This window comes from Streptomyces sp. NPDC086549 (assembly GCF_044746205.1).
Taxonomy (GTDB): domain Bacteria; phylum Actinomycetota; class Actinomycetes; order Streptomycetales; family Streptomycetaceae; genus Streptomyces.
This window is the reverse complement of the sequence record NZ_JBIVBS010000004.1, coordinates 301828-327683: the sequence shown is the minus strand read 5'-3', so window position 1 is coordinate 327683 and position 25856 is coordinate 301828. Positions and strand designations below refer to the sequence as shown.

At 71.7% G+C, this 25856-nt stretch carries 22 protein-coding genes; 5 read left to right on the top strand and 17 right to left on the bottom strand.

What is annotated here, in order from left to right:
* Positions 1-9 precede the first annotated feature (9 nt).
* Positions 10-870, bottom strand: a complete 861-nt coding sequence (locus ACIPSA_RS16380; RefSeq protein WP_402634633.1) for a hypothetical protein — start codon at positions 868-870, stop codon at positions 10-12.
* A 90-nt stretch (positions 871-960) separates the two neighbouring features.
* Here ACIPSA_RS16380 and ACIPSA_RS16375 point away from each other — a divergent pair, with 90 nt between their 5' ends.
* Positions 961-1746 (top strand): SDR family oxidoreductase, encoded by a 786-nt coding sequence (locus ACIPSA_RS16375; protein WP_402634630.1) that lies wholly within the window; start codon positions 961-963, stop codon positions 1744-1746.
* A 104-nt stretch (positions 1747-1850) separates the two neighbouring features.
* Positions 1851-3395, top strand: a complete 1545-nt coding sequence (locus ACIPSA_RS16370; protein ID WP_402635421.1) for a sodium:solute symporter family protein — start codon at positions 1851-1853, stop codon at positions 3393-3395.
* Between the two features lie 49 nt (positions 3396-3444).
* Here the strand turns inward: ACIPSA_RS16370 and ACIPSA_RS16365 are convergent, their stop codons facing one another.
* The 5 genes from ACIPSA_RS16365 to ACIPSA_RS16345 form a co-directional block, all read right to left on the bottom strand.
* Positions 3445-4560, bottom strand: a complete 1116-nt coding sequence (locus ACIPSA_RS16365; protein WP_402634628.1) for an ADP-ribosylglycohydrolase family protein — start codon at positions 4558-4560, stop codon at positions 3445-3447.
* 211 nt (positions 4561-4771) lie between these two features.
* On the bottom strand, positions 4772-4903 hold the full coding sequence (locus ACIPSA_RS16360) for a hypothetical protein (protein WP_402634625.1): 132 nt from the start codon (positions 4901-4903) through the stop codon (positions 4772-4774).
* Between the two features lie 219 nt (positions 4904-5122).
* On the bottom strand, positions 5123-5932 hold the full coding sequence (locus ACIPSA_RS16355; protein ID WP_402634623.1) for a helix-turn-helix domain-containing protein: 810 nt from the start codon (positions 5930-5932) through the stop codon (positions 5123-5125).
* A gap of 225 nt (positions 5933-6157) precedes the next feature.
* Entirely contained in the window at positions 6158-6346 is a 189-nt protein-coding gene (locus ACIPSA_RS16350; RefSeq protein ID WP_402634620.1) for an ATP-binding protein, read from the bottom strand.
* Positions 6347-6507: 161 nt separating this feature from the next.
* Positions 6508-9129, bottom strand: coding sequence for a tetratricopeptide repeat protein (locus ACIPSA_RS16345; RefSeq protein ID WP_402634617.1), 2622 nt, complete (start codon positions 9127-9129; stop codon positions 6508-6510).
* A 90-nt stretch (positions 9130-9219) separates the two neighbouring features.
* Here ACIPSA_RS16345 and ACIPSA_RS16340 point away from each other — a divergent pair, with 90 nt between their 5' ends.
* The gene (locus ACIPSA_RS16340; protein WP_402634614.1) at positions 9220-9723 is read left to right on the top strand and encodes a DUF2165 domain-containing protein; all 504 of its coding nucleotides are present in this window, start codon (positions 9220-9222) and stop codon (positions 9721-9723) included.
* On the opposite strand, the gene ACIPSA_RS16335 is transcribed toward ACIPSA_RS16340, so the two are convergent.
* From ACIPSA_RS16335 to ACIPSA_RS16325, 3 genes are all read right to left on the bottom strand, one after another.
* The gene (locus ACIPSA_RS16335; protein ID WP_402634611.1) at positions 9716-10309 is read right to left on the bottom strand and encodes a hypothetical protein; all 594 of its coding nucleotides are present in this window, start codon (positions 10307-10309) and stop codon (positions 9716-9718) included. The two genes, ACIPSA_RS16340 and ACIPSA_RS16335, sit on opposite strands and share 8 nt — an antisense overlap.
* 80 nt (positions 10310-10389) lie before the next feature.
* Positions 10390-12975 (bottom strand): bifunctional FO biosynthesis protein CofGH, encoded by a 2586-nt coding sequence (locus tag ACIPSA_RS16330; protein WP_402634608.1) that lies wholly within the window; start codon positions 12973-12975, stop codon positions 10390-10392.
* 24 nt (positions 12976-12999) lie between these two features.
* Complete coding sequence (locus tag ACIPSA_RS16325; protein WP_402634605.1) at positions 13000-13878, bottom strand: LLM class F420-dependent oxidoreductase; 879 nt, start codon at positions 13876-13878, stop codon at positions 13000-13002.
* A gap of 73 nt (positions 13879-13951) precedes the next feature.
* Between ACIPSA_RS16325 and ACIPSA_RS16320 the strand changes: the two genes are divergently transcribed.
* Positions 13952-15382: a CehA/McbA family metallohydrolase gene (locus ACIPSA_RS16320; RefSeq protein WP_402634602.1), complete on the top strand. Its 1431-nt coding sequence runs from the start codon at positions 13952-13954 to the stop codon at positions 15380-15382.
* A gap of 49 nt (positions 15383-15431) precedes the next feature.
* Here the strand turns inward: ACIPSA_RS16320 and ACIPSA_RS16315 are convergent, their stop codons facing one another.
* Positions 15432-16550 (bottom strand): PP2C family protein-serine/threonine phosphatase, encoded by a 1119-nt coding sequence (locus ACIPSA_RS16315; protein ID WP_402634600.1) that lies wholly within the window; start codon positions 16548-16550, stop codon positions 15432-15434.
* Between the two features lie 121 nt (positions 16551-16671).
* A complete protein-coding gene (locus tag ACIPSA_RS16310; RefSeq protein WP_402634597.1) occupies positions 16672-17187 on the bottom strand; it encodes a GNAT family N-acetyltransferase in 516 nt (171 codons plus the stop codon).
* Between the two features lie 52 nt (positions 17188-17239).
* On the opposite strand from ACIPSA_RS16310, the gene ACIPSA_RS16305 reads away from it, so the two are divergent.
* A complete protein-coding gene (locus tag ACIPSA_RS16305; RefSeq protein WP_402634595.1) occupies positions 17240-17638 on the top strand; it encodes a nitroreductase/quinone reductase family protein in 399 nt (132 codons plus the stop codon).
* A 224-nt stretch (positions 17639-17862) separates the two neighbouring features.
* Here the strand turns inward: ACIPSA_RS16305 and ACIPSA_RS16300 are convergent, their stop codons facing one another.
* From ACIPSA_RS16300 to ACIPSA_RS16275, 6 genes are all read right to left on the bottom strand, one after another.
* Positions 17863-19353 (bottom strand): aldehyde dehydrogenase family protein, encoded by a 1491-nt coding sequence (locus tag ACIPSA_RS16300; RefSeq protein ID WP_402634592.1) that lies wholly within the window; start codon positions 19351-19353, stop codon positions 17863-17865.
* On the bottom strand, positions 19350-21149 hold the full coding sequence (locus tag ACIPSA_RS16295) for an amidohydrolase family protein (RefSeq protein ID WP_402635419.1): 1800 nt from the start codon (positions 21147-21149) through the stop codon (positions 19350-19352). The genes ACIPSA_RS16300 and ACIPSA_RS16295 overlap by 4 nt, the downstream gene beginning before the upstream one ends.
* A gap of 30 nt (positions 21150-21179) precedes the next feature.
* Entirely contained in the window at positions 21180-22298 is a 1119-nt protein-coding gene (locus tag ACIPSA_RS16290) for an LLM class flavin-dependent oxidoreductase (protein ID WP_402634589.1), read from the bottom strand.
* Positions 22299-22435: 137 nt separating this feature from the next.
* Positions 22436-23206, bottom strand: coding sequence for an SDR family NAD(P)-dependent oxidoreductase (locus ACIPSA_RS16285; protein WP_402634587.1), 771 nt, complete (start codon positions 23204-23206; stop codon positions 22436-22438).
* 8 nt (positions 23207-23214) lie between these two features.
* Positions 23215-24156 carry a TIGR03619 family F420-dependent LLM class oxidoreductase gene (locus tag ACIPSA_RS16280; RefSeq protein WP_402634584.1) on the bottom strand — a complete coding sequence of 314 codons (942 nt, stop codon included), beginning with the start codon at positions 24154-24156 and terminating at the stop codon, positions 23215-23217.
* 142 nt (positions 24157-24298) lie between these two features.
* Positions 24299-25783, bottom strand: coding sequence for a VCBS repeat-containing protein (locus ACIPSA_RS16275; protein WP_402634581.1), 1485 nt, complete (start codon positions 25781-25783; stop codon positions 24299-24301).
* Positions 25784-25856 lie beyond the last annotated feature (73 nt).

Below are 25856 nucleotides of genomic sequence, written 5' to 3'. Positions count from 1 at the left end.
GCCTCGTCCTCAATCGCCGGACGGGCTGGGAACGCGCAACTCGGTCACATAGCGGTCCGTGCCCGGGATCGTGGGGATGAACGGTGCCACCAGCTCGACCCGGCCCAGCCCCGACTCCGCCACCTGCTCGTCCAGGCCCGTGAAGTGCCCCTGCCAGCACTCCCGCGGGTCCGCCTCCAGGAACCACAGCAGGGTGAGCCGGGTGTCGACGCCCTCGACCTGCTTGACATACGTCATCCGGTCGCCGGGCAGGGGCGTCGGCCGGAAGACGGTCACCATCGCCGCCGGTGAACCCGCGACGCGCTTCGGCAGATGACGCGAGCACAGCCACTCCAGCAGTTCGGCGCGCTGCCCGGCCGACTCGGCGTCGACGACCTCGACCACGAGCCCGGCGTACGGGTGGTCGAGGGCGTGGAAGTCGCGGGGACCCGCCGCACCGTCCCGGTAGACCGTCGCCTCATGGTCCTGGAAGGCCGTGAAGACGTGGGTGCGGTCCTGGTAGACACGGGCGTCGCGGTTGAGACGCCTGTTGATGGCCACGGTCCACTTCATGTGGTCGTCGTAGCGGCCGTCGGTGATCCAGTACGTGGAGATGTAGCAGCCCGCGGTGACGGGCTGGGCTATCGCCGACTTCTCCGGGTAGCGCAGGAGCTGGAGGTCCCGGGTCGCCACCCAGCGGCGGCCCGCGTACATCCAGGGCATGGCCATCGCGCCGGCGTAGTAGTGGTCGTCCTCGTACCAGCGGTTGTAGGCGTACTCGTGGCCGGGGTGCGGCTCGACCATGGTGATCAGAGCGTGGCCGAACGGGACCGTGTACGGGCCTGCGGCGGCCAGCTCGGCGTACAGCTCGCTGCGGGTCTCCTCGCTCATGCCGTTCCCCTTCCTCCCTCTTCCTTCCTCTTCCGGACGCCCATACTCTGACGGACCGTCAGATGAAACGCCAGGGCCGGGAGGACCGCAATGTCACTGCTCGCGGGCAAGACCGTCGTCGTCTCGGGAGTCGGGGCCGGACTCGGGCACCAGGTCGCGGCCGCCGTCGTACGGGACGGGGGGAACGCCGTACTCGGAGCGCGCACCGAGGCGAACCTCGCCAAGAGCGCGGCCGAGATCGATCCGAAGGGGGCGCGCACGGCGTACCGGGCGACCGACATCACGGACGAGGGGCAGTGCGAGGCCCTCGCGGGGCTGGCGCGGGAGCGGTTCGGGGGGATCGACGCCGTGGTCCACGTGGCGGCCTGGGACTCCTACTTCGGCGGGGTCGAGGACGCGGACTTCGCGACCTGGCAGTCGGTGATCGACGTGAACCTGCTGGGGACGCTCCGGATGACCCGGGCCTGTCTGCCGGCGCTGAAGTCGTGCGGCGGATCGGTCGTCTTCGTCGGCACGCAGTCGGCGGTGGCCGCGCCCTCACAGGTGAAGCAGGCCGCGTACGCCGCCTCGAAGGGGGCGCTGACCAGCGCGATGTACTCGCTGGCCCGGGAGCTCGGGCCGTACCGGATCCGGGTCAACACGGTGCTGCCGGGCTGGATGTGGGGCCCGCCGGTGCAGGCGTACGTCCAGTTCACGGCGCACACGGAGGGCGTACCGGAGGCCGAGGTGCTGAAGCGGCTGACGGACCGGATGGCGCTGCCGGAGCTGGCGACGGACGGGGACGTGGCGGACACGGCGGTGTTCCTCGCGTCGGACCGGGCCAGGGCCATCACGGGACAGTCGCTGCTGGTCAACGCGGGGGAGCTGATGCGATAGCTGTTCATATAGATGAACAGAAGTCATCTCACCGAACATCTTTACTCTGACTTGACCTTACGGTTGCTTGTCGTGTTCATGTGACCGCACCCACGATCGAGCACATGAACAGTCTCGACTGGGCCGTGCTGATCGGCTACTTCGGAGTGATGGTCGCGATCGGAGTCTGGTCGCACAAGCGCGTGGACAACGTCAGCGACTTCTTCACGGCCGGCGGGAAGATGCCGTGGTGGCTGTCCGGCATCTCGCACCACATGTCGGGCTACAGCGCGGTCATGTTCACCGGGTACGCGGGCATCGCCTACACCTACGGCGTCACCTCCTTCGTCACCTGGTCCTTCCCGATCGCGCTGGGCATCGCCGTCGGCTCGAAGCTGTTCGCGCCGCGCATCAACCGGCTGCGCTCGCGCCTGCATGTGGCGTCCCCGCTGGAGTACCTGAAGAACCGTTACAACCTGCCCACCCAGCAGGCGTTGGCCTGGTCGGGCATGCTGCTGAAGATCGTGGACGTGGGCGCGAAGTGGGCCGCGATCGCGACGCTGCTGTCCGTCTTCACCGGTATCTCGCTGAACCAGGGCATCCTCATCACCGGCGCGATCACCGCGGTCTACTGCACGATCGGCGGCCTGTGGGCGGACGCGCTCACCGAACTCGGCCAGTTCGTCATCCAGTTGCTGGCCGGACTGTCGATGTTCGTCGCGGTCGTGCTGAAGCTGAACGACAAGGGCATCAGCTTCTTCGGCGCCTGGGACCAGCCCGCGCTGCACGGCCACGGCAAGCCGCTGGTCGGCCCCTACGGCACCGTCTTCCTCCTCGCGTTCCTCTTCATCAAGCTCTTCGAGTACAACGGCGGCATGCTCAACCAGGCCCAGCGCTACATGGCGACGGCCGGCCCGCGGGAGGCCACCCGCTCCGCGCGCCTGTCGGCCGCCCTGTGGCTGATCTGGCCGGTGGTCCTGTTCTTCCCGATGTGGATGTCCCCGCTCCTCGTCCACGCGCAGAAGCCGGACGGCTCCGACTCCTACGGCCTGATGACCGAACAGCTCCTGCCGCACGGCCTGCTGGGCCTGGTCATCGTCGGCTTCTTCTCGCACACCATGGCCATGTGCTCCTCCGACGCCAACGCCATCGCCGCGGTCTTCACCCGGGACGTCGCCCCGGTGGTGTCGGCGCGGGCGCGGTCCTGGAACGAGCGGTCGGGGCTGATCGCGGCCCGTATCACCACGGTCGTGTTCCTCGCCCTGTCGATGTCGGTGGCGACGCAGGTCAACTCGCCCGCGTTCAAGGACATCATCACCGTCGTCATCAAGTGGGTGGCCGGTCTGATGGGCCCGATCGCGATCCCGATGATGCTGGGCCTGCTCCGCCCGTTCCGCCGCTCCGGCCCGACGGCCGCGCTCACCAGCTGGGCCGCCGGTCTCCTCGCCTTCTGGCTGGTCAACTACCCGATCAACTGGAACGTCGACGGCGGGGTCCCGCTCCAGTACCAGGTGTCCGTACCGCTGGCCGTGTCCCTGGTCCTGTACATCCTCATCGGCTTCCTGAAGCCGGAGGACACCCCGGAGCGGCTCGCGGTCATCGAGAAGATCAACACCGACGACGACGCGGCGGCGGTCCCGGTACCGGCGGCGGAGACCGAGCCCGCGTAGCTGCGGCGGAGACCGAGCCCGCGCAGCCGCGGGCGGTCGTGCACCCGGCTCAGGCCCGCGGGTACCTCGCCAGCCATCCCGGCGACGCCCCCGCCGGCCCGTGCAGCGCGGGGCCCTGGGTCATCTCCATCGCGAAGTCGTCGGCCAGCTCCAGGATCGTGGGGCGGCCCTCCAGCTCGGTCAGCCAGGCCGGGGGGAGGGCCGTCTCGCCGTACAGGGCGCCGAGCAGACCGCCGGTGAGGGCGCCCGTCGCGCCGGACGGGCCGGCCTGGTTGACCGCCAGGCACAGACCGTGCCGTACGTCCTCCCCCACCAGGGCGCAGTAGACGGCGGCCGCCAGGAGCCCGTCCGCGGCCCCGTCGCCCGCCAGTTCCTCCACCCGCGCCGGCCCCGGCATCCCCTGCCGTACCGCACCCAGCGCGTACTGGAGCGCGTCCGAGACGGGCTGGTGCCCCGGGCGGGCGGCGAGCAGGGCGAGCGCGCGCTGCACGGCGCCGTCCAGGCTGTCGCCGCGGGCCAGCGCGTGCACGATCACGGCGTACGCGCCCGCCGACAGATACGCGGTGGGGTGGCCGTGGGTCTGGGCCGCGCACTCCACCGTCAGCTGCATCACCAGCTGCGGCTCCCAGCCGACCAGCAGGCCGAAGGGCGCCGAGCGGGCGACGGCCTCCGGCCCCAGATCGCCGGGGTTCTTCGGCGTCTCCAGCGTGCCCATGTTCTCGTCCCCGAAGCCGACCAGCAGCGCGCGGGACGGATCACGCCGGGCGTAGAGCCACTCCTCCCGGGCCAGCCAGCCGTCGTCCTTGCGGCGCTCGTCGGGGCCCCAGTCCCGCTGGGTGGCCGCCCAGCGCAGATAGGCCCGGTGCAGATCGGTCGGCGGGTGCCAGGCGCCGGTGTCACGGCGGACCTGGGCACGTATCAGCCCGTCCACCGTGAACAGGGTGAGCTGGGTGTGGTGGGTGACGGCGCCGCGTCTGCCGTACCCGAAGGCCAGGTCGGCGAGGCCCTCCACGCCGTACGACGCCCGGATCTCCTCCATGGTGAGCCCGTCGACCGGAGCGCCCAGCGCGTCCCCGACGGCGGCCCCGAGCAGGGTGCCGCGTACCCGGCCGCGGAAGTCCTGCTGCTCGGCACGGCCCCAGACGGCACCGGATGTCGCACCCACCAAGACCTCCTCACGGCACCGTCCGTACGTACGACAGCACAGCACTGTATTCGACCGGGAACGGTCCGTTCAGGGAGCGGATCTGTATGCGTGGTGTGGACCAGGTGAAACCGAGTGGTCGGTTCCGGGCGGCGACGAGGGCCTCGACCCCGTCCAGGATCCGGTCGGGCCCGACCGACACAGGTCCGGCCGGTGGTGATCGGGGCGCCGGTCAGCGGGTGAGGCCGCTTGTCAGCCGTACCAGGCGATATTCCCAGGGGTCCTGCTCTCCGGCGTCCACGATCCGCTCCAGCTCGCGCAGGCGCTCGGCGCGCGCGGGGTGGCGTTCGATCGCGATGAACACAGCCCAGGAATGCACGAAAGCTAGCAGGGGGGCCAGGCTCTGCGTCTGCTGGGCGTTGGTCGTGGCCCCGAAAAGGTGCTGTGTGAGAGCTGGGAGCCGACTGGGGGCGATGCGTGACACCGCAGTCCTCAGCGCGTCCGGAGTCGGCTCAGGCCTGGGGATCAGGGCCATGGCGCACCCCCGGGACGGTACGGGCCACACGACTCGTCCCCGGCATGCCTACGCCACCTCTCCCACGGTCGCCCGGCATCTGCGGCACCGGCCCGGCGCGGGAGCCCGGAAGGCCAGGTCGCAGCCGTCGCAGTTCTGGAGGGGGTCCGGGCGAAGAGGGGTTGGTGGGGGTGGAGCGACGGGGAGGGGTGGGGGCAGGAGCGTGGCGAGGCGGTGCTCCAGGAAGGCCGCCGGGTGCCGGATCGGGTCCTCGGGCAGGCCACTCGTCAGGGTTCGCCGTACGGCGGTGACGGGCACGCCCCGCTCCAGCCAGGTGTCCACGGCGGGGGCCAGGCGCTTCACGTCCCGTTCGGTGAGCAGCAGGCGCGAGTCGTCAGCGCGCAGGCCGGAGAGCAGGTCGGCGGCCGTGCGGTGTGACGGCGGGGCGGTGGGAGCGGGGGCCTTCGGGGCCGGGGGGTGAGACTCGGAGGGCGGAGCGGCTGCGGCAGCCATCGCGAGCCGGGGCTTGTTGTACGAGGTCGTCCGGGTCGTCACTCGCCCCGATTGAAGACGCTCCCTGGCACGCGTGAGATACCCGTGTTCCTCCAGCTCCCGCAAGGCGGCGGCGATCCGGATCTCGCCCTCGGGGAACTTCGCCGCCAGCGCCTTGATCCCGATCGGGCTTCCGGCGGGCAGCGACTGGATGTGGATCGCCAGGCCGATCGCCGTCAGCGACAGCTCCGGGTGCTGGGCCAAGTGGTTCCCGACCACGGTGAAGTTGTCGTGGTGCGGTTCGTTGACGTGGATGACACCGGATTGGGAATGGGCGGCATTGGCGGACTTCGCGCGCTTGGGCGCGTTACGCTGCTTGTCAGTCATCGGGAAGGGTTGTCTTCCTAGGTGATCAGGCCCTCGCACTGGGATGCCAGTCCCGGCGGGGGCCGATGCATGTGTGGGCTTGTCACGGCTGACGCTGCACCACGAGCGCCTCGCCGCGCCAGCCGAGTTGGGCATATTCACCCCGGCGGGTGATCGACGGGGGCGGTGGGGGTGGGTTCGGTTCTTTCCCCGGTTCTTTGGTCTTTGACGTCGGGACCCGCCGGGTCACGACTCCCCGCGACCCGGGCTCTCCGGTACGAGTTCGGCCCAGACCGTCTTGCCGTGAGCGGGCGCCTCGTCGACACCCCAGCGGTCCGCGTACGCCGCCACGATCCGTAATCCCCGCCCGGTCTCCGCGTCCTCGGCCGCCGGGTCCGGGAGTCGCGGGATCCGGTCACCCCGGGCATCGGTCACCTCGATACGGAGGGTGCTCCACGCCGCAAAGACACCGATTAGCCCGCACAGGCGCCGCGCCGAGTTCCGTAGGGAAGGAACTGGCGTGGTGCCCCCTCGGCACGCACAAGGATCGATGCCGGAGTCCGGGCCCAGGAGGTCGCCTGATCAGCACCGAGCGGTCAGGCGAGCCGGTCGCGGATCCGTCGGACAGCGCTGAGCTCGGCCTGGATCGCGGCGATGTGAGCTCTGTCGGCTCCCGGAACGCGGAGCAGCTCTTCGAGCCTCTCCGTCATCCCGTCGAACACGGTGTCAAGCGCGGCTCGCACCCGGCCGAGGTCCTCCTGTTCCGGACGCCTGCCCTCCAGCAGGTCGCGGTACCGGCAAACGTCTTCCAACGCCTGTGCGGTGGCGTCGAGCTCCAGTCGCACCTTCGCACGCTGGCACAGTGCCCAGGCGTACTCCGGATTCAGCCCCACCGCCCGGTCCAGGTCGGCCAGCGCTTCCTCATAGCGGCCGAGGTTGGACAGGGCGGTGCCTCTGCTCGCGTACGCCGACGCGTACTCGGGGTCGATGGTGAGCGCGCGATCGTAGTCGGCGAGGGCCTCCTCGTCGCGGCCGGCCACGCGCAGGGCGTCACCGCGTTCGCAGTGGCCCCAGCCCCAGTCGGGCCAGAGGACGAGGGCGCGATCGAGGTCGGCCAGTTGCCGGGTGTGGTCGCCGAGGCCGCGCCAGACCCGGGCCCGGCGGCCGAGCGCCCAGGCGTAGTCCGGTTTGAGTTCCAACGCGCGGTCGAGGTCGGCGAGCGCCGCGTCGAGGTCGCCGGCACGCTCCTGGGCGGCGCCGCGGGAAGCCCGGGCGAACTCGCTGGTGGGGTCGCGGCGGATGCCCTCGGTCAGGTCCCGGAGCGCCTCGTCGTGGTGACGCAGAAGGCGGTGGTACTCGCCGCGCAGGATGACGTTGTACGGGTTGTCAGGCTCCAACGCGACCACCCGGTCGAGGCCGGCGACCGCGGCCTCGTAATCCCCAAGGCCGCCCCGGGTCGAGGCCTTCGCGCGATGCGCCCGCACCAGGTCCGGGTCGAGGATGAGGGCACGGTCGTACTCCTCCAGCGCCCGCTCGTAGTCGCCGTCCCGCGCGAAGGCGTCACCCCGCAGCGCCACCGCCTCCGCCCGCCACGGCTCGTCGCCCCGCGCGCGGTTCAGCAGTAGCCGGAGCGCCTCGGCCGGCCCGCTCCCCGCGAGCGTCTCCGTCAGCCCGCTCCCCCAGGCCCGCACGGTCTCCGCGTCCGCGTCCTCACCCGCCTCGGCCAAGGCCCGCGCCCAGCGCAGCGCGACCTCGTCGCCCTGCCCGCAGGCGTGGACGACATCGGCCAGGACCGCGGGCAGGGCGGCCCGGGGCGCCGCGCACAAGGCGTGGTACGACTCCGCGAGCCGCAGCTCCCGCCAGTCACCGTCCGCCCACCGGCGGAGGAGGTCCAGCCCGGCCTCGGCCTCTTCCCGCCAGCGCCCGAACACCTGCGCGAGCCGTCCGTGCCGCTCGGCCCACCCCCGCGGCGACCGTGTCCGCTGCAGCCGCAGCATCGGCGCCCGGACGACATCGTGGTACCGCAGCCGCTCACCGCGCGCGTCGACGAACGGCAGCCCCCTCAGCCAGTCGTACAGGGCGTCGAGTTCCGTCTCCTCGCACTCCACCACCGCCCGGAACACGTCCGCATCCAGCCGCCGGGGCAGCGCGCAGGCCAGGGCCACACCCCGGCGCACCGGATCCCTCTCCCACTTCAGGAACCGCTCCACGGCGTCCGCGCTCGGATCCCCCACGTCGTCCGGATCGGCGGGCCGGGCCTCGGCGAGGGTGGAGACGAGTACCGGCAGTCCGCCGGTCAGCCGCAGCACCTCGGCGACGACGGGCTCGTCCCGCACGCCCCGGTCCGCCAGCAGCCCCCGCGCCTCCCCTTCCGTGAACGCTCCGAGCGGCACGTCGGTCATGAAGTCCGCGAAGCCGCCCCAGCGGGCGGTGTCGAAGGGGAGTTGGCCGGAGGTCACCACGACGACGTTGGCGGGCAGGGCGCCGTACCGGTCGGTGGTCATCAGCTCGTGCAGCCAGCCGTCGAGGAACGGCCCGGTGCGCTCGTACGTGTCGAAGAACAGGACGAGGTACGGGACCGTGGACGCGACCCCGGCCAGCTCGCCCAGCAGCACGGGCGTCAGCACTCGCTCCGGGGACAGCACCAGCTGCACGTCCTCCTGGTTGCGGAAGCGTGCGCTGAGCCCGGCGCGCAGCCGGTCGGCCCCCTGGGCGATCCGGTCAGCGTCCAGCGCCGACGCCAACGCACCGGCGACCGGGACCAGGCCGAGGCCCACCAGACCCGCCCGTGCCACCGCCAGGCTGCTCGCCGACGGCTCGTCCGGCTCCGGTACGGCGACGGCGGCCGCCTCCGCCTCCGCCTCGTGCCGCCGCTCCCGGTGCGCGGCCAGCATCCGGTCCAGATCCTTCAACCGGTGTCCCTGGGAGGCGAGTTGGCGGCCGATCGCGGCCATCGCCTCCGGCACGCTCCCGACACCCTCGTCGACATACGCGGTCAGCGCCCCGCGTTCCCTCGCGATCTGCTCCAACTCCCGTACCAGGAAGGTCTTTCCGACGCCCGCGTTGCCGTGCACGTGGAACAGGAACCGGTGCCGCTCGTCCTCTGGCGGGATGCCGAAGTTCCCCCGGAACGCGGCCCGTTCGGCCCCCCGCCCTACGAAACCGGCCCGCCTGCGCCGTCCGATCAGCTCCTGCATCGACGGCCGTGCCTGCGCCATCCGTCCGTCCCCTCCTCCGGAGCCAACGCCCCTCCATTCTGGCTCAATCCGAGCGGCACACGGCGGGCCGGGCGGGGAAAGATCGCCTCTATGGCCACCCCCACCTCAGGCGCCTCGCGCGCCCTTCGCCTCACCGCCGCCCTGCTCACCGCGACCGTCGCCCTCTACATCTCCCTCGTCGCCCTGGGGAACATCACGGACTTCGGCACCAACCAGCAGTTCGTGCGGCATGTTCTCGCCATGGATACGACGTTCAAGGACGACGACCTGATGTGGCGGGCGATCACGAGCAAGGGGCTTCAGGACGCCGCGTACATCGCCATCATCGTGTGGGAGACCGTCGCGGCGCTCGTGCTTCTCGCCGGGACCTGGTTCTGGGTGCGGCGCGACCACGACCGCGCCCGGCAGCTCTCCACCTACGGTCTGCTGATGCTCATGCTGCTGTTCGGCGCCGGGTTCATAGCCATCGGCGGTGAGTGGTTCTCCATGTGGCAGTCGAAGACGTGGAACGGACTGGACGCGGCGACCCGGGTCCTCGTGCTCACCGGGATCAGCCTGATCGTCGTGCAGCTGCACGAGAAGTCGGCTACTTGACGACCGTCACCTTGGTGTTCGGCTCCGTGCCGAAGGTCCACAGCGCCGTGCCGTCCGCCTTGGGCATACGGATGCCGGCGGTCTGCTTGCCAGCCTCGGCGGGCGGCGGGGACGCGCCGTCGACCGCGTTGGAGAAGGCGATCGACAGGCCCGACTTCGCGGCGAAGTACAGGATGTGCTCGATCTGCACGCCGTCGGAGCCGGTGGTGGACGCCAGGGTCTTGGAGATCACGTAGGAACCGGGGTCCGGGCTCACCGTGCCCGGCCACACCGTGAAGCTGCGGCCGGCCTTGTCGCTCGCGTCGACCAGCCACACCCGCTTCTGCCCGACCGAGTAGACGACACGGCGGCCCGTGCCCGAGGCGGCCGGTATCGCGGGGGCGGCGGACGTCTTCGGCTTCGACGTCGCCTTCGGCTTCGACGGGGCGGACCCGTGCGCGCCCGCCGACGCCGAGGCGCTCGGCTTGACGGCCGCGGCCGTCGGGTGCGGCCCCTTGTCCGCCTGCAGGGCGAGGGCGACGACGGCCGCGGTGGCCCCCGCCGTAAGGCCGGTGACCCAGGCCCACGAGGGCAGTCGGGCAGGCACGGGCACTCATCTCCTCAGCTCCGGGTCCCCCATCGAACAGGGGTCGGATCATCGTACTGTGAGCGCCCTCGGGGGATGCCTCAGTCCAGCACCGGCAGCAGTTCCGGCAGGTGCCCGTCCGACACCTCCGCCGCCCGCTGCCGCTCCTGCGGCACCTCCCCGTACAGCGTCGTGCGCGGCCGCGCCGGGCGGCCGGCCGCCTCCGCCACCGCGACCAGCTCCTTGACCGACTTGTACGAGCCGTAGGACGAGCCCGCCATCCGGGAGATCGTCTCCTCCATGAGCGTGCCGCCCAGGTCGTTCGCACCGGAGCGGAGCATCTCGGCCGCGCCCTCAGCGCCCAGTTTCACCCAACTTGTCTGAATATTGGGGATGTGCGGGTGCAGCAGTAGCCTGGCCATCGCCGTCACCGCCCGGTTGTCGCGCGTCGTCGGGCCGGGACGGGAGATCCCCGCCAGGTAGACGGGGGCGTTGGTGTGGATGAACGGCAGCGTCACGAACTCCGTGAAGCCGCCCGTCTCCTGCTGGATGCGGGCCAGGGTGCGGAGGTGCCCGAGCCAGTGGCGGGGCTGGTCGACATGGCCGTACATCATCGTCGAGCTCGACCGGATGCCCAGCTCGTGGGCGGTCGTGACGACCTCGATCCAGGTGGCCGCGGGCAGCTTGCCCTTCGTCAGCACCCAGCGGACCTCGTCGTCGAGGATCTCCGCCGCCGTGCCCGGGATGGTGTCGAGGCCCGCCTCCTTGGCCGCCGTGAGCCACTCGCGGACGGACATGCCGGTGCGGGTCGCGCCGTTGACCACCTCCATCGGCGAGAAGGCGTGCACGTGCATCCCCGGCACCCGCTCCTTCACCGCCTTGGCGATGTCGAAGTACGCCGTGCCCGGCAGGTCCGGATGGATCCCGCCCTGCATGCACACCTCGACCGCGCCCACGTCCCAGGCCTGCTGGGCGCGGTCGGCGACCTGCTCCAGGGAGAGCGTGTAGGCGTCGGCGTCCGTACGGCGCTGGGCGAAGGCGCAGAAGCGGCAGCCGGTGTAGCAGACATTGGTGAAGTTGATGTTCCGGGTGACGATGTAGGTGACGTCGTCCCCGACGGCCGCCCGGCGCACATCGTCCGCGATCCGGGTCAGCGCGTCCAGCGCCGGGCCGTCCGCGTGGAAGAGGGCCAGGGCCTCGGCGTCCGTGAGCTTCGTCGGGTCGTCGGCCGCGGTCGCGAGGGCCTGGCGTACGTCCGTGTCGATGCGCTCCGGCGCCATCCCCGGGGCGGCCGCCTCGCGCAGGGCGCCCCAGTCGCCGTACACCTCGTCGAAGTCGTCGCGCCGGTCGGACGTACGGCCGTCGGTGTCGATGGTGCGGTGCAGGTCGGTGCGGCCGGTGGCGACGAAGGCCTCCTCGGGCTCCTGCCAGGGATGCCCCTCGACGACCGCGTCCGGCAGCGCCAGGCCCGTCTCCGGATCCGCCAGCGCCCGTACGTGCGGCCACAGCCGCGGGTCCAGCCAGGGCTCGCCGCGCTGGACGAACTCCGGGTACACGCACAGGCGCTCGCGCAGCTCGAACCCGGCCGCCCGGGACCGCTCGGTGAGCTCCTCGATCTGCGGCCAGGGGCGCTCGGGGTTGACGTGGTCGATGGTGAGCGGTGAGACCCCGCCCCAGTCGTCGATACCGGCGCCGATCAGCCGCTCGTACTCGCTGTCGACGAGGTTGGGCGGCGCCTGGAGGCAGGCGGCCGGGCCCATGATGTGGCGCGCCACCGCCACCGTGGCGACCAGCTCGTCGAGCTCCGCGTCCGGCATGCCGCGCATCGCCGTGTCCGGCTTGGCGCGGAAGTTCTGGATGATCAGCTCCTGGATGCCGTGGTAGGCACGGGAGACGCGGCGCAGGGCGAAGAGGGACTCGGCGCGCTCCTCGTACGTCTCACCGATGCCGATGAGGATGCCCGAGGTGAAGGGGACGGAGGAACGGCCGGCCTCCTCCAGGACGCGCAGGCGTACGGCGGGCTCCTTGTCCGGGGAGCCGTGATGGGGGCCACCGGGCTCGGACCACAACCGCGTCGCGGTGGTCTCCAGCATCATGCCCATGCTCGGCGCGACGGGCTTGAGGCGCTGGAAGTCGGTCCAGGTCATGACGCCCGGGTTGAGGTGGGGCAGCAGCCCCGTCTCCTCCAGGATCCGGATGGAGATGGCGCGGACGTAGGCGATGGTGTCGTCGTAGCCGTGCGCGTCGAGCCACTCCCTGGCCTCCGGCCAGCGGTCCTCGGGCTTGTCGCCGAGGGTGATCAGGGCTTCCTTGCAGCCGAGCGCGGCGCCCTTGCGGGCGATGTCGAGGACCTCGTCCGGGGACATGAACATCCCGTGCCCTGCGCGCCGCAGCTTGCCGGGGACGGTGACGAAGGTGCAGTAGTGGCACTTGTCCCGGCACAGCCGGGTGAGGGGGATGAAGACGCTCTTCGAGTACGTGATGACACCGGGCCTGCCCGCCGCCTCAAGGCCCGCGTCCCGCACCCGGGCGGCGGACGCGGCGAGGTCGTCAAGAGCCTCGCCGCGCGCCTGGAGGAGAACGGCCGCCTCGCCCACGTCGAGGGCGACGCCGTCCCGGGCGCGTTTGAGGGCGCGACGCATGGAGTTCTCGGTCGGGCCGGTTCCGGAGGTCGCGGAAGTCGTCATTCTTTGAGCATACGTTCGGGTTGATCAGTGCGGCCGCGTGGCTTTTGCCACGCCGTCGGCCAGAAAATCGCCGTACTCGTCCAGCAGCCGCAGCACCTCCGCCTCCCCCGCCGACGGCAGCTGGACCACCGTCTCCTCGATGCCCAGTTCGGCGTAGTGAGCGAGCTTTCCAGGAGTGGGCAGGACGGCGAACGGGACCACCTGAAGGGCTGACGGGTCGCGGCCCGCGTCCGCCCACACCGAGCGCAGCACCGGCAGCGCCTCGGTGAGCCCGCGCCCGCCGATCGGCAGCCAGCCGTCCGCGTACTCGGCGATGTGCGCGAACAGCTTGGGCCCGGCCGCCCCGCCGACGAGGGTGCGGGGGCCGACGACCGGCCCGCGCGGCTTCTGCGCCGGCTTGGGGAACGCGAAGCTGGGCCGAACACTGCCGAACTGCCCGTCATGTCCCACCGGTTCCTCGGACCACAGCGCCCGCATGAGCCCCATCCTGTCCCGGACCAGCTCCCGCCGCGTACGCCACTCCACGCCGTGGTCGGCGGCCTCCTCCACGTTCCAGCCGTAGCCGAGGCCGAGGGTGAAACGGCCGCCGGAGAGGTGGTCGAGGGTCGCGATCCGCTTGGCCAGATCGATCGGGTCGTGCTGGGCGACGAGCGTGATGCCGGTGCCGAGCCCCAGCCGCTCGGTGACCGCGGCGGCCTGCCCGAGCGCGACGAACGGGTCGAGGGTACGGCCGTACTCGCGCGGCAGCTCGCCGCCGGCCGGGTACGGGGTGGTGCGCTCGACGGGGATGTGGGTGTGCTCGGGCAGGTACAGCCCGGCGAAACCGCGCTCTTCCAGCTCACGGGCGAGCCGGACGGGGGTGATGGTCTCGTCGCTGAGGAAGATCGTGACGGCGATTCGCATGTCCCAGGTGTACCCAGCCCCGCACCACGTGTCCATACCGACCGGTAGGCACCGCTCCGGCAGTCGCGCGCCGATGACGGGACAGAGCGCCGCGTCTAGGTTGGGAAGGGTGAGGACGATACGCGGCACCCTGCTGCCCGGCTCCCCCGACTACGTATACGTTCCTGTCGAAGTCCCCCCAGGCGTATCGGAGTTGAAGGTCTCCTACACCTACGACAAGCCTGCCGTCCCGCCCGGCACCCCCGGCAACGCCCTCGACATCGGCCTCTTCGACGAACGCGGCACCGAGCTGGGCGGCGACGGCTTCCGGGGCTGGTCCGGCGGCGCCCGCACGGAGTTCTTCGTCCGCGCGGACGAGGCGACACCCGGCTACCTCCCCGGCCCGCTGCGGGAGGGCACCTGGCACATCGCCCTCGGCCCCTACACGGTGGCGCCGCAGGGCCTGAGTTACGAGCTGACGGTCACCCTGACGTACGGCGAACCGGGCACCGCCGCACCGCCGGTGTACCCGCCCGCCCGCGCCGGGGGCCGGGGCCGGGCCTGGTACCGGGGCGACGGCCACCTGCACTCCTGGCACTCCGACGGCCGCCGCACCCCGGCGGAGATCGCGGCGCTGGCGCGGGCGGCGGACCTGGACTTCATCAACTCGTCGGAACACAACACGCACGCGGCACACGCGCACTGGGCGGACGCGGCCGGCGACGACCTTCTCGTCCTCCTGGGCGAGGAGGTCACGACAAGAAACGGCCACGTCCTGGCCGTGGGCACGGACCCCGGCACATTCGTCGACTGGCGCTACCGGGCGCGGGACAACCACTGGGCGCGCTTCGCCCGGACGATCCACCGCTCCGGCGGCCTGGCGGTCCCCGCCCACCCGCACGCCACCTGCGTCGGCTGCGCCTGGAAGTTCGGCTTCGCGGAGGCGGACGCGGTGGAGGTGTGGAACGGCCCCTACACACCCGACGACGAGGTGGCACTGGCGGCCTGGGACGCACGGCTGGTGGCTTCGGCGCGCTCGGGCCCGGTGAGCTGGCTCCCGGCGATGGGCAACAGCGACGCCCACCGCGATCCGGACGTGCTCGGCATGCCCCAGACGGTCGTCCTGGCCGACGACCTGACGAGAGAGGCGATCCTGACGGGCCTCCGCTCGGGCCGCTCCTACGTGGCCGAGTCGAAGAACGTGACGCTGGACTTCACGGCGACGGCAGGGGATGCGCGGTGCGCGGGGATCGGCGAGCGCCTGGAGTCGGACGAGGACACGCAGGTGACCGTACGCCTGGAGGCCTCGGGCGCCCCGCGCTGCGCGGTCCGCTTCGTGACCGACCAAGGGGTGCTGTTCACGAGCGACCCCCTGCCGGTGTCAGGGACGGGAGTGGTCGAGTGGCGGACGACTCCGGCGTACGCGGCCTACGTACGGGCGGAGTTGCGCCACGAGACGGCGGCGGGGCCGGTGCCGGGGGCGCTGGCGGCTTTCACGAACCCGATCTTTCTGGGGCGTGGGTGATGGACGTACAGGATGACGAGCCTGCGCGGGTCGGAGCGCCGTCTCAGGATCAGAGGCTCAGGCGCCGGCGGGCGACCAGGGCCGCGATGTCGTCGTCGAGCTCGCCGCCGCTGTATGCGATCAGGTCGCGGTGGAGATGGTCGAGGAGCTGGTGGGGCGCCTCGCCGCTCCATGAGCGGATGCGTTCGGCGAGGGGGTAGAAGACGCCGGAGCGGTCTCGGGTCTCGGTGACCCCGTCGGTGTACAGCAGGAGCTGGTCTCCGGGGTGGAAGGGGGCGAGGTCGACGTGGTACCCGGCGCCCACCAGCATGCCCAGGTTGAGCGGTGGCGAGGGGGCGGCAGGCTGCAGCTCCCGGACGTCGCCGCGGTGCAGCAGCAGCGGGGGCGGGTGGCCGCAGGTGACGGTCCGGACGACCGGTTCGTCGTCCGGGATCTCGGCGAGCAGCGCGGTGATGAAACGTTCGGCGACCTCCGAGCCCGGGACCCCCGGGTGGTGGGAGGCGTGGCGGCTCATGCTCGTCTCCAGGCGGCACGCGAGGTGGGGCAGGTCGGGCGCGTCGTGGGCGGCCTCGCGGAAGGCGCTGAGCAGCGTCGCGGCCGTCTGGATCGCGAGCAGGCCCTTGCCGCGTACATCGCCGATGAGCAGCCGTACGCCGTGCGGGGTGCGGATCGCCTCGTACAGGTCGCCGCCGATCCGGGCTTCCGCCGCGGCGGCCAGGTACAGGCTCTCCAGCGTGACGTGCCCGAGGTGTCGCGGTACCGGATGCAGCACCGCCAGCTGGGCGGTCTCGGCCACCGAGCGGACCTGGACCAGCTGATGGGCGCGTCGGCCGAGCAGGCGGTTGAAGAAGACGGCGAACGCCGCGACCGTCACGAGGGTGGCCAGCTCGGAGTAGGCGGTCGCATCCCGCAGCGCGTTGAAGTACACCGTCAGGCCGACGAAGACGGCGCACGCGCCCACTCCGATGAGCACGGTCCCCCACAGGGGCAACAGTGCGGCGGCGGAAATCATGGCCGTGGCGAGGAAGGCGTCCGGCCTGACATCGCGGGGTGTGAAGAGGCCGACGAGCAGGCCGATGATCAGCAACAGTGCAGGCAGCAGGGACAGCAGCCTGCCCCGCGCACCACCGCCGTGCGGGACTCCGCGTTCCTCAGGAGACCTCGCCACCGTGCCGCTCCCCGCTCCCCGATTTGGGTAATTTTATCGCTGTTCGCCCGTAGCCTACGCACACCCGGTCGCATCCGGTGAGCGGTGCTGACGCGCAGGCGTCACCAGGTCCCCGTGCCGCTCAGCCGATGCCCCGGCGCCACCTGGCCTCGCCGTCCTGCCACTCCTCGGTGGGCGTGAGCCCGGCCGCGGTGGCGACGGCGGCGGACGCGTGGTGGTCCGGGTGGATGTGGGCCACGACAGCGGTCACCCGCTGCCGGGCCAGCCAGTCGGCGAGGGCGCGGGCCGCCTCGGAGGCGATGCCGTTGCCCTGCCAGGGGGTGCCGACCACCCAGGCGATCTCGGCGACCCGGCCACCGTCGGACGGGCCGATCGTCGCCTGGACCGTGCCCGTCAGGCAGTCCTCGTCGCGGAGCCGGATCACCCAGTTCAGCCAGGTGACGGCGGGATCGGGGGAGCCGGCGGTGATGCGCCGGTAGCGTGAACGCAGGGCCTGCGGTGCGTCCGGGGTGCCGCCGATGAAGGTGTGCAGAGCCGGGTCGGACAGCACCCCGGCCATCTCCTCGGCGTGCTCGACCAGGAGCGGCAGCAGGTCCAGCCTGGGAGTGCGGATGGGCTGGGCTCCGATGAGACTCATGGGCGTACCTTCCCATTGACCGAAGTCACCCGCCGCGAGAGGCTCCGACCGCATGTCCCGCTACACCGACCTGAAGCACCGGGCCGTCACCCGTTTCCAGCGCCACGTCGGCAATCCGGTCCTGCGCCGGATCCCGCTCCAGACGGTCCTGGAGACCACCGGACGCAAGTCCGGACTGCCCCGCCAGACTCCGCTGGGCGGGCGCCGGATCGGCGATTCGTTCTGGCTGGTCTCGGAGTTCGGCGTGAAGTCGCAGTACGTCCGCAACATCCAGGCGAACCCGGCGGTACGCGTCCGCATCCGGGGCCGCTGGCACCAGGGCACGGCGCATCTCCTGCCGGAGGACGACGCCGTGGCCCGCCTGCGCAGCCTGCCCCGGATGAACAGCACGGCGGTACGGGCACTGGGGACCGATCTGCTGACGGTGCGGGTGGATCTGACGACCGGGTGACCCGGGGGCCGGCGTGGGCCTGGGCCGGCGTGACCCGGGGCCGGTGTGGGCCTGGGCCGGTGTGGGCCGCGGGCCGGTGTGGGCCGCGGGCAGGTGTGGGCCGGGGGCCGGGCGGTCCGGGGGCCGGGCGGTCCGGGGGCCGGGTGACCCGGACGACCAGGCGACCGGGCGCCGGGCGACCCGGGGGTCCGGGCGCCCCAGGGGCCGGTTGGCCCGGACGCCGCTCACCCCGGCCAGACGATCGCCTGCACCTCGCTGTACGCGTGCAGGGCGTAGACGCCCACGTCCCGGCCCACCCCGCTCTTCTTGAACCCCCCGAACGGCGCCTCCATGTTGCGGCCGACGGTGTTGATCCCGACCCCGCCGGCCCGCAGCCGCCTCGCCACCCGGAAGGCCTTCGCCACGTCGCCCGACCAGACGTAGTCGATCAGGCCGTAGTCGGAGTCGTTGGCGAGGGCCACGCCCTCTTCCTCCTCGTCGAAGGGGATCACCGACACCACCGGGCCGAAGATCTCCTCCCGGGCCACCCGCATGTCGTTCGTGCAGTCGGCGAGGAGGGTCGGGGAGACGTAGAAACCGCGGTCGAGCGGCGGGCGTTCGCCGCCCGTCACCACCGTCGCGCCCTCCTTCCGGGCGAGTTCGACGTACGACTCCACCCGGTCCCGGTGTTCCGCCGAGATCACCGGGCCCACCACCGTGTCCGGCCCCCTCGGGTCGCCCACCCTCAACCTGCCCGCGTAGGCCGCGAGTTGCTCGACGAGGCGGTCGTACACCGCCCTCTGCGCGAGCACTCGCGTCGGTGCCGTGCAGATCTGGCCGCTGTAGAAGGAGAACGTCGTCCCGATCCCGGCCACCGCCGAGCCGATGTCCGCGTCGGCGAAGACGACCGCCGCGCCCTTGCCGCCCAGCTCCATCAGCTGCCGCTTCATCTGCCGCCCGCACACCTCGGCGATGCGCTGCCCCACCGCCGTGGAGCCGGTGAAGCTCACCATGTCGACGTCGGGGGACGCCACGGCCTCCTCGCCCACCTCCACCGATCGGCCGGAGACGACGTTCACCACCCCGGGCGGGGCGCCCGCCGCCTCCAGTGCCTCCGCCATCCGGTAGACGGACAGCGGGTCCTGCGGTGCCGGCTTCACGACCACCGTGTTGCCCATCGCCAGCGCCGGGGCGACCTTTCCGACGGGGTTGGCCCACGGGTTGTTGTAGGAGGTGATGCAGGTGACAACCCCGACCGGTTGGCGGACCGCCAGCGCGCCCATCACGCCCGCCCTCCCCATCGGGCCCGCCTCGTTGATCTGCGGCGGGACGGCCCACTCGGCCGGTTCGACGCGCGCGTAGCGCCGGAAGCGGGCCGCCGCCACCCCGACCTGCATCCCGCGTGCCGTCCCCGTCGTGGCACCGGTCTCCGCCTGGGCCAGCTCCGCGTACGGGACCAGGTGGCCGCGGATGATGTCCGCGGCCCGGGCGAGGACGGCCGCCCGTTCCTCCGGAGTCCTCCGGGACCAAGAGCCGAGGGCCTCGCGGGCCGCGGCACAGGCCGCGCGCACCTGATGCCGCGAGGCCTCCGGCGCCAGGCCGACGGTCTCCTCGGTCGCCGGGTCCACCACCTCGTAGTGGCCGGACTCCGGCTCCACCCAGGCACCGCCGATGAACAGCCGCTGCCCGTCGGACGACGCACTCCCGGACGACGCGCTCCCGGACGACGCACTCACCTGGTGCTCACCGTCCTAGTGTCCCGCCCGGAACGCAGCACCCTCCCGGGTACGGCCCCGCTCACCACGTCGTCCCGGATCGCCTCGACCCCGTTGACCCACACGGCCCGCACCCCGATCGCCCTGGAGTCCAGCCGCGGGCTGTCACCCGGCAGGTCGTGCACCAGGCTGGCCTGGCCGGCGTCGATCCGGTCCGGGTCGAAGAGGACCAGGTCCGCATGCCAGCCCTCCCGGATCCGGCCCCGCTCGCGCAGACCGAAGAGCCGTGCCGGGTCGTCCGTCAGCATCTTCACCGCCTGCTCCAGGCCCACCAGCTTCCGGCCGCGCAGGCAGTCGCCGATGAAGCGGGTGGTGTACGGGGCTCCGCACATGCGGTCCAGGTGCGCGCCCGCGTCGGAGCCGCCGAGCATGACGTCCTCGTGCTGCCAGGTTTCCGCCCGAAGCGCCCAGGAGGCCGGGTCGTTGTCCGTCGGCATGGGCCACAGGACCGTACGGAGCTCGTCGGCCGCGCAGATCTCCACCAGGCAGGTGAAGGGGTCCAGGCCCCTCTCCTCCGCGATGTCCCGGACCACCCGGCCCGTCAGTCCGGCGTTCGCCTCGCTGTAGGTGTCGCCGATGACGTACCGGCCGAAGTTCGCCAACCGCCGGAAGACGCCCGCCTCCTTCGACTGGGCGCGCCGCAGCATCTCCGCCCGCACCTGCGGGTCACGGAGCTTCGCGATCCGCTCGGGGACGGGGAGGCCGAGGACCGGTCCCCACCCGGGGATGAGGTTGAGCGCGCAGAACGTGCCGAGGGACATGTTCATCGGCGTGAGGATCGGCATGGTGAGGGCGACGATCCGGCCGCCCGCCTTCCGGGCCCGCTCGCTCGCCGTCAGCTGCCTGGGCACCCGCTCGGGGACCGCCGCGTCGACCGTCAGGACGTTCCAGTTCAGGGGGCGTCCGGCGGCCGCGCTCATCTCCACGAACAGGTCGATCTCGTCGTCGCCGAACTGGTCCAGGCAGCCCGCGACGATCGCCTCGATCTGCGTGCCCTCGTGCTCCCCGACGGCCTTGGACAGGGCCAGCAGCTCGGCGGGGAGCGCGTGCCGCGAGGCCACCGGCTGCCCGTCGCCGTCCGAGTGGGTCGTGGACTGGGTCGTGGAGAAGCCCCACGCGCCTGCCTCCATGGCCTCGTGGAAGATCCGCAGCATCTCCGCGAGCTGCTGCTCCGTCGGCTGTCCGCCCACCGCGTCCGGTCCCATCACGTACCGCCGCAGCGCGCAGTGCCCGACCATGAAGCCCGCGTTGACGGCTATGCGCCCCTCAAGGGCGGCCAGGTATTCGGCGAACGTGTGCCAGCCCCAGGGCGCCCCCTCCTCCAGGGCGACCAGGGACATGCCCTCCACCTTGGACATCATGCGGCGGGTGTAGTCGGCGTCCTCGGGGCGGGCCGGGTTGAGAGGCGCGAGGGTGAACCCGCAGTTGCCCGCCGCGACCGTCGTGACGCCGTGGTTCAGGGACGGGGTGGCGTACGGGTCCCAGAAGAGCTGGGCGTCGTAGTGGGTGTGCGGGTCGACGAAGCCGGGGGCGAGGACGAGACCGGTGGCGTCCTCGGTGGCACGGGACTCCTCGGTGACGGATCCGACGGCGGCGATACGGCCGTCCCGTATACCGACGTCGGCGGTGAACGCGGGCGCGCCCGTCCCGTCGACGACGGTCGCGCCTTTGATGACGTGATCGAGCATGCCGGTTGCCTCCTTGAGTTCCGGTGCGCCGGGGGCGCCCTGAAGGGGCGCGGGGAACTGCGCGACCAGCCACAGACGGCCCGCACCCCGCGACGGCGATCAGGCGGCTTGGCGGAAACGCGTAGTCCGGTGAACCGGATCCGTGTCGATCTTCGGGATCACGTGCTCGCCGATGAGCCGGATGGTCTGGAGGGTCTCCTCCTTCGGCACCCCCACCGGCAGCCCGAAGCTCAACTGGTCGGCCCCCGCCTGCTCCCACCGCTTGCACTGCCGGAGCACCTCGTCCGGGTCGCCGCAGATCAGCAGCTCCTCCTCGACGAGGAGTTCGACGAACTCGGGCGTGTACTCGGGGAGGGTCTCCGGCCAGACCGGGAAGCCCTCGGGGCGGGGGAAGGTGTCGTGGTACCGGAACACCAGCGAGGGCAGGTAGTGCAGACCGCCGCCGGCCGCGATCCGTATCGCCTCGTCGTGCGTCGGCGCGCAGATCGCGGTGGTCGTCACCATCACGTTGTCGTTGACGAAGTCCCCGACCGGCTCGGCGTTCACGATCGCGGTCTTGTACTGCTCAAGGACCCACTCCATGTCGGAGACCTTCTGGATGCTGAAGCCGAGCACGCCGAGGCCCTTGCGGGCGGCCATGGCGTACGAGGGCGGCGAACCGGCCGCGTACCACATCGCCGGGTGCGACTTCCCGTACGGCTTGGGCAGGACCTTCCTCGGCGGCAGCTGCCAGTGCTTGCCCTGGAAGCCGACGTACTCGTCCTGGAGCCACATCTTCGGGAACTCGGCGATGGTCTCTTCCCAGATCTCCTTGGTGTAGTTCATGTCGGTCACGCCCGGCAGGAAGCCGAGGATCTCGTGGCTGCCGGCCCCCCGCCCGCTGCCGAACTCGAAGCGGTTGCCGCTGAGGTGGTCGAGCATGGCGACCTTCTCGGCCACCTTCACCGGGTGGTTGACCTGGGCGAGGGGGTTGAAGATCCCCGAGCCGAGGTGGATCCGCTCCGTCGCGTGGGCGAGGTAGCCGAGGAAGACGTCGTTGGCGGAGAGGTGCGAGTACTCGTCCAGGAAGTGGTGCTCGGACGCCCAGGCGTACTTGAAACCGGACTTGTCCGCCTGGATGACGTACTCGGTCTCCTCCATCAGTGCCTTGTGCTCGGCCAGCGGGTCGGTCTCGGCTCGCTTGCCCACGTATCCCTGTACAAAGAGCCCGAATTCCAAGGCGGTTCACCGTCCCAGGTCTGCCTTCACGAATTTCTGACGGTTCGTCAGATTCATCTGCGCCCGACTGTCGCACCGCCCGCATGCACCGTCAATAGCTGACGGACTGTCAGATCACGACGGTCGGATCACGACAGTCAGATCACCGACACTCCCGCCAGCCACCCGCCGTCGATCACGAACGGCTGCCCGGTGATGTACGAGGAGTCGTCCGAGGTGAGGAAGAGGGCCAGCCTGGCCACCTCCTCCGGCCGCCCGATCCGGCCGAGCGGCACGAGCTTGCGGTACAGCTCGTCCAGGGCCCGGGTCATCTCCTCGGGATCCGCGTCCGGGTCGAGCCGGGCCGGGTTGGCCATCGCCGTGTCGATCGCCCCCGGGCAGATGGCGTTGACCCGGATCCTCCGCCCGGCCAGCTCAAGGGCGGCGACCCGGGTGAGCCCCAGGACGGCGTGCTTGGTCGCCGCGTACGTCCCCACGGCGGCCATCCCGGTCAGCGCGGTGTACGAGGCGGTGTTGACGATCGTGCCCCCGTCGGCCATCTCGGGCGCGACGGTCTTCATACCGAGGAAACAGCCGACCTGGTTGACCTGCACGACCTGCATGAACTCGTCGAGGGGCGTGTCCACGAGGGAGTTGAACCGCAGGATGCCGGCGTTGTTGACGAGCCCGTCGACACGGCCGTACGCCCGCTTGACCGCCGCCACGGCACCGGTCCAGTCGGCCTCGCTGCCCACGTCGAGGTGGACGTACAGCGCGCCGAGATCCTTGGCGAGATCCTCGCCCTGGTCGTCCAGTACATCGGCCAGGACGACCCTGGCGCCCTCCCCGGCGAAGAGCCGCGCCTCCTGCTCGCCCTGCCCGCGCGCCGCACCGGTGACGATCACGACGCGTCCGTCCAGCTTGCCCATGGCTCTCCTTAATCGAGATGAGGCGCGACCTCGGCCCCGAAGGCGGTCATCTGGTCGGTGAGTTCGGCGCGGCCGCGACAGCGGAACCGCACCTGGATCTGGTGCGCGCCCATGGCCCGGTAGGCGTTCAGCGACTCGGCGAGGGCCTCGGGGGCGCCGGTGAGGGTGCGGCGGCCGACGTCCCAGGAGGGTGTGCCGATGTACAGGGGTTCGGTGATGGCGCCGATGGTCAGGGACGCCACGAGGCCCGCTTCCTCGCGCAGGCGCCTGAGCGTGGCGATCTGGGCGGGCAGCCGGTCCCGCGGATCCCCCTGCGGCAGCCAGCCGTCACCCTTGAGCGCGGCCCGGCGCACGGCGGCGGCGGAGGACCCGCCGATCCAGAGGGGGACGTGCTCCTGGGCCGGCCGGGGCCGCTGCCCGAGCCCTTCGAAGTCGTACAGCTTCCCGTGGTGCTCGGGGTACTCGTCGGGCCCGAGCGCCGCCCGCAGCGCATCGACCGTCTCGTCCAGCACGGCCCCCCGGCGCCGGAAGTCCGCCCCGAGCGCGGCGAACTCCTCCTCCACGTGCCCGGCGCCGACCCCGAGGATCAGGCGGCCGCTCGCGAGGTGGTCGAGGGTGGCGTACTGCTTGGCGGTGAGGAGCGGGTGCCGGAGCCCGACGACGGCGACGTGGCTGAGCAGCCGGACGCGTTCGGTGACGGCGGCGAGGTGGGCGAGGGTGGCGACGGGGTCGTACCAGACCGTGCTCATGGCCTGGGCCAGCCGGCGCGGGATGGCGACGTGGTCGCAGCAGGCGATGTAGTCGAACCCGGCGCGGTCGGCGGTACGGGCGATCTCGACGAGGTCGGCCGGCCCGGCGGAGGCCTCCCACGGCTCCGTGTAAATGGTGCTCTGGGACTGGACGGGTAGCTGGATGCCGTAGGCGAGGCGTTCCTCGGACGGGACGGGCACGACGACCCCCTTGTCGACTGACGGTCCGTCAGATAGGCCGTGACTCGCACATCGTCGCGCCTGACGTACCGTCAGACAAGAGGCAGCCCCGGCGGAACATGTCCGCCGGGGCTGTTGCTCGGGAGAGGGCCCGTGGGGTGTGTCAGCGGGCGAAGCCGTAGCCGAACCAGGCGTCGGTGACGGGCGCGCCGAGGTTGGCGGGCCCGAAGGAGAACGAGCCGGAGGCGGTCGGGCCGGTGCTGGTGGAGCGGAAGCCCCAGACGGCGCCGTCGTAGGTGTTCTCGCCGTACGCGGAGACGTACAGCTCGGCGCGGCCGTCGCGGTTGGTGTCGGCCAGCGCGGTGCGCCCGCCGAAGAGGTCGTTCTTCTCGGCGGTGCCGGGCACACCCGTGGCGTTCTGGTTGAAGGACACCGCGCCGCTGCCGGTGAGGCCGGACGCGCCGCCGCGCAGCACGGCCACGCCGCCCGCCGAGGCGACCGTGCCGATGGCCTCACCCGGGGAGCCGACGGCGACGTCCGCGTACCCGTCGCCGTTCACGTCCCCGACGGAGATGCCCAGGCCGAAGTCGTCGCCCTTCTCGGACACTCCGGGCACGCCCGCCGTGTCCTGGTTGATCACCGTCGTACGGGAGGTGTCGGGCCCGCTCGCCGAGCCGTACACCACACCGACCTGCCCGCCGAGGAGAGCCGGCTCGACGGACTCCTCACCGTGGCCGTCGACGGGGCGCCCGATGACGAGGTCGGCGTACCCGTCCTTGTTCACGTCGCCGATGCCGAGGCTGGAGCCGCCGGGCACGTTGGTGCCGTCGGTCTGCTTCAGGACGACCGGGGCGCTCAGCCCCTGCGTGGTGCCGTGGAGGTAGGCGACGCGGTAGCCGATGCCCGGCCCCTCCTCGTCGTAGGTGTGGATGATCCCGACAAGGTCGGTGATGCCGTCGTGGTCGACGTCCCCGGCGGCGACGTCGTCGATGGCGAAGCCGGCGTCCTCATTGCTGAGGTCGAAGGCGAGGTCCACGGACGCCGCGGCGCCGGCGGTGCGGGTGAACGGGCCGGTCAGCAGGTGGTTGTCCGTGGCCACGTCGAGGTGACCGTCTCCGTTGAAGTCACCGACGGTGGCGTGCCGGGGCCTCACCTGGTCGAGCATGGAGCCGGTCGCCACGACCTTGCCGCCGGACAGCCCCGTCTTCCCGCCCCAGACGACGGTCAGGGTGCCCGCCTCCTGCACGGACCCGACGTCCTCGCCCGGCGCGCCGACGACCAGGTCCGTGTACCCGTCGCCGTCCAGGTCACCGAGGGACAGGCCCCAGCCGAACCAGTCGCCGGTCTCGGCGGCGCCAGGTATGCCGGCCGTGTTCTGGCTGATGACCTGCCGGTGCGTGGTGTCCAGCCCCTTCGAGGAGCCGTACACGACGCTCACGTACCCCGCGCGGCCGTACCCGCCGACCGTGCCCCACGAGGCGGCGACGGCGAGGTCCGCGTACCCGTCGCCGTTGAAGTCGGCACGCACGCTCTGCGCCCCGGCACTCCCCGTACCGGCCGCGTGCGCGCTCACCGGGCCGACGACGGCTCCGGCGACGGCCACGGCGGCCACGAGTCCGAGGCGGGAACGAAAACTGCGCTTGCTCATAGGGAACCCAACTCCTGCGATGGAAGAGCACCTGCCCAACGGAGGAGTCAAGATCCTCCCGCCGTCGCCCGGT

What these genes read in the sequence shown, in the direction of transcription:
- ACIPSA_RS16380 (WP_402634633.1), bottom strand. Translation starts at nt 870, where the DNA reads ATGAGCGAGGAGACCCGCAGCGAGCTGTACGCCGAGCTGGCCGCCGCA.
- ACIPSA_RS16375 (WP_402634630.1), top strand. Translation starts at nt 961, where the DNA reads ATGTCACTGCTCGCGGGCAAGACCGTCGTCGTCTCGGGAGTCGGGGCC.
- ACIPSA_RS16370 (WP_402635421.1), top strand. Translation starts at nt 1,851, where the DNA reads ATGAACAGTCTCGACTGGGCCGTGCTGATCGGCTACTTCGGAGTGATG.
- ACIPSA_RS16355 (WP_402634623.1), bottom strand. Translation starts at nt 5,932, where the DNA reads ATGACTGACAAGCAGCGTAACGCGCCCAAGCGCGCGAAGTCCGCCAAT.
- ACIPSA_RS16345 (WP_402634617.1), bottom strand. Translation starts at nt 9,129, where the DNA reads ATGGCGCAGGCACGGCCGTCGATGCAGGAGCTGATCGGACGGCGCAGG.
- ACIPSA_RS16340 (WP_402634614.1), top strand. Translation starts at nt 9,220, where the DNA reads ATGGCCACCCCCACCTCAGGCGCCTCGCGCGCCCTTCGCCTCACCGCC.
- ACIPSA_RS16330 (WP_402634608.1), bottom strand. Translation starts at nt 12,975, where the DNA reads ATGACGACTTCCGCGACCTCCGGAACCGGCCCGACCGAGAACTCCATG.
- ACIPSA_RS16325 (WP_402634605.1), bottom strand. Translation starts at nt 13,878, where the DNA reads ATGCGAATCGCCGTCACGATCTTCCTCAGCGACGAGACCATCACCCCC.
- ACIPSA_RS16320 (WP_402634602.1), top strand. Translation starts at nt 13,952, where the DNA reads ATGACGGGACAGAGCGCCGCGTCTAGGTTGGGAAGGGTGAGGACGATA.
- ACIPSA_RS16310 (WP_402634597.1), bottom strand. Translation starts at nt 17,187, where the DNA reads ATGAGTCTCATCGGAGCCCAGCCCATCCGCACTCCCAGGCTGGACCTG.
- ACIPSA_RS16305 (WP_402634595.1), top strand. Translation starts at nt 17,240, where the DNA reads ATGTCCCGCTACACCGACCTGAAGCACCGGGCCGTCACCCGTTTCCAG.
- ACIPSA_RS16285 (WP_402634587.1), bottom strand. Translation starts at nt 23,206, where the DNA reads ATGGGCAAGCTGGACGGACGCGTCGTGATCGTCACCGGTGCGGCGCGC.
- ACIPSA_RS16275 (WP_402634581.1), bottom strand. Translation starts at nt 25,783, where the DNA reads ATGAGCAAGCGCAGTTTTCGTTCCCGCCTCGGACTCGTGGCCGCCGTG.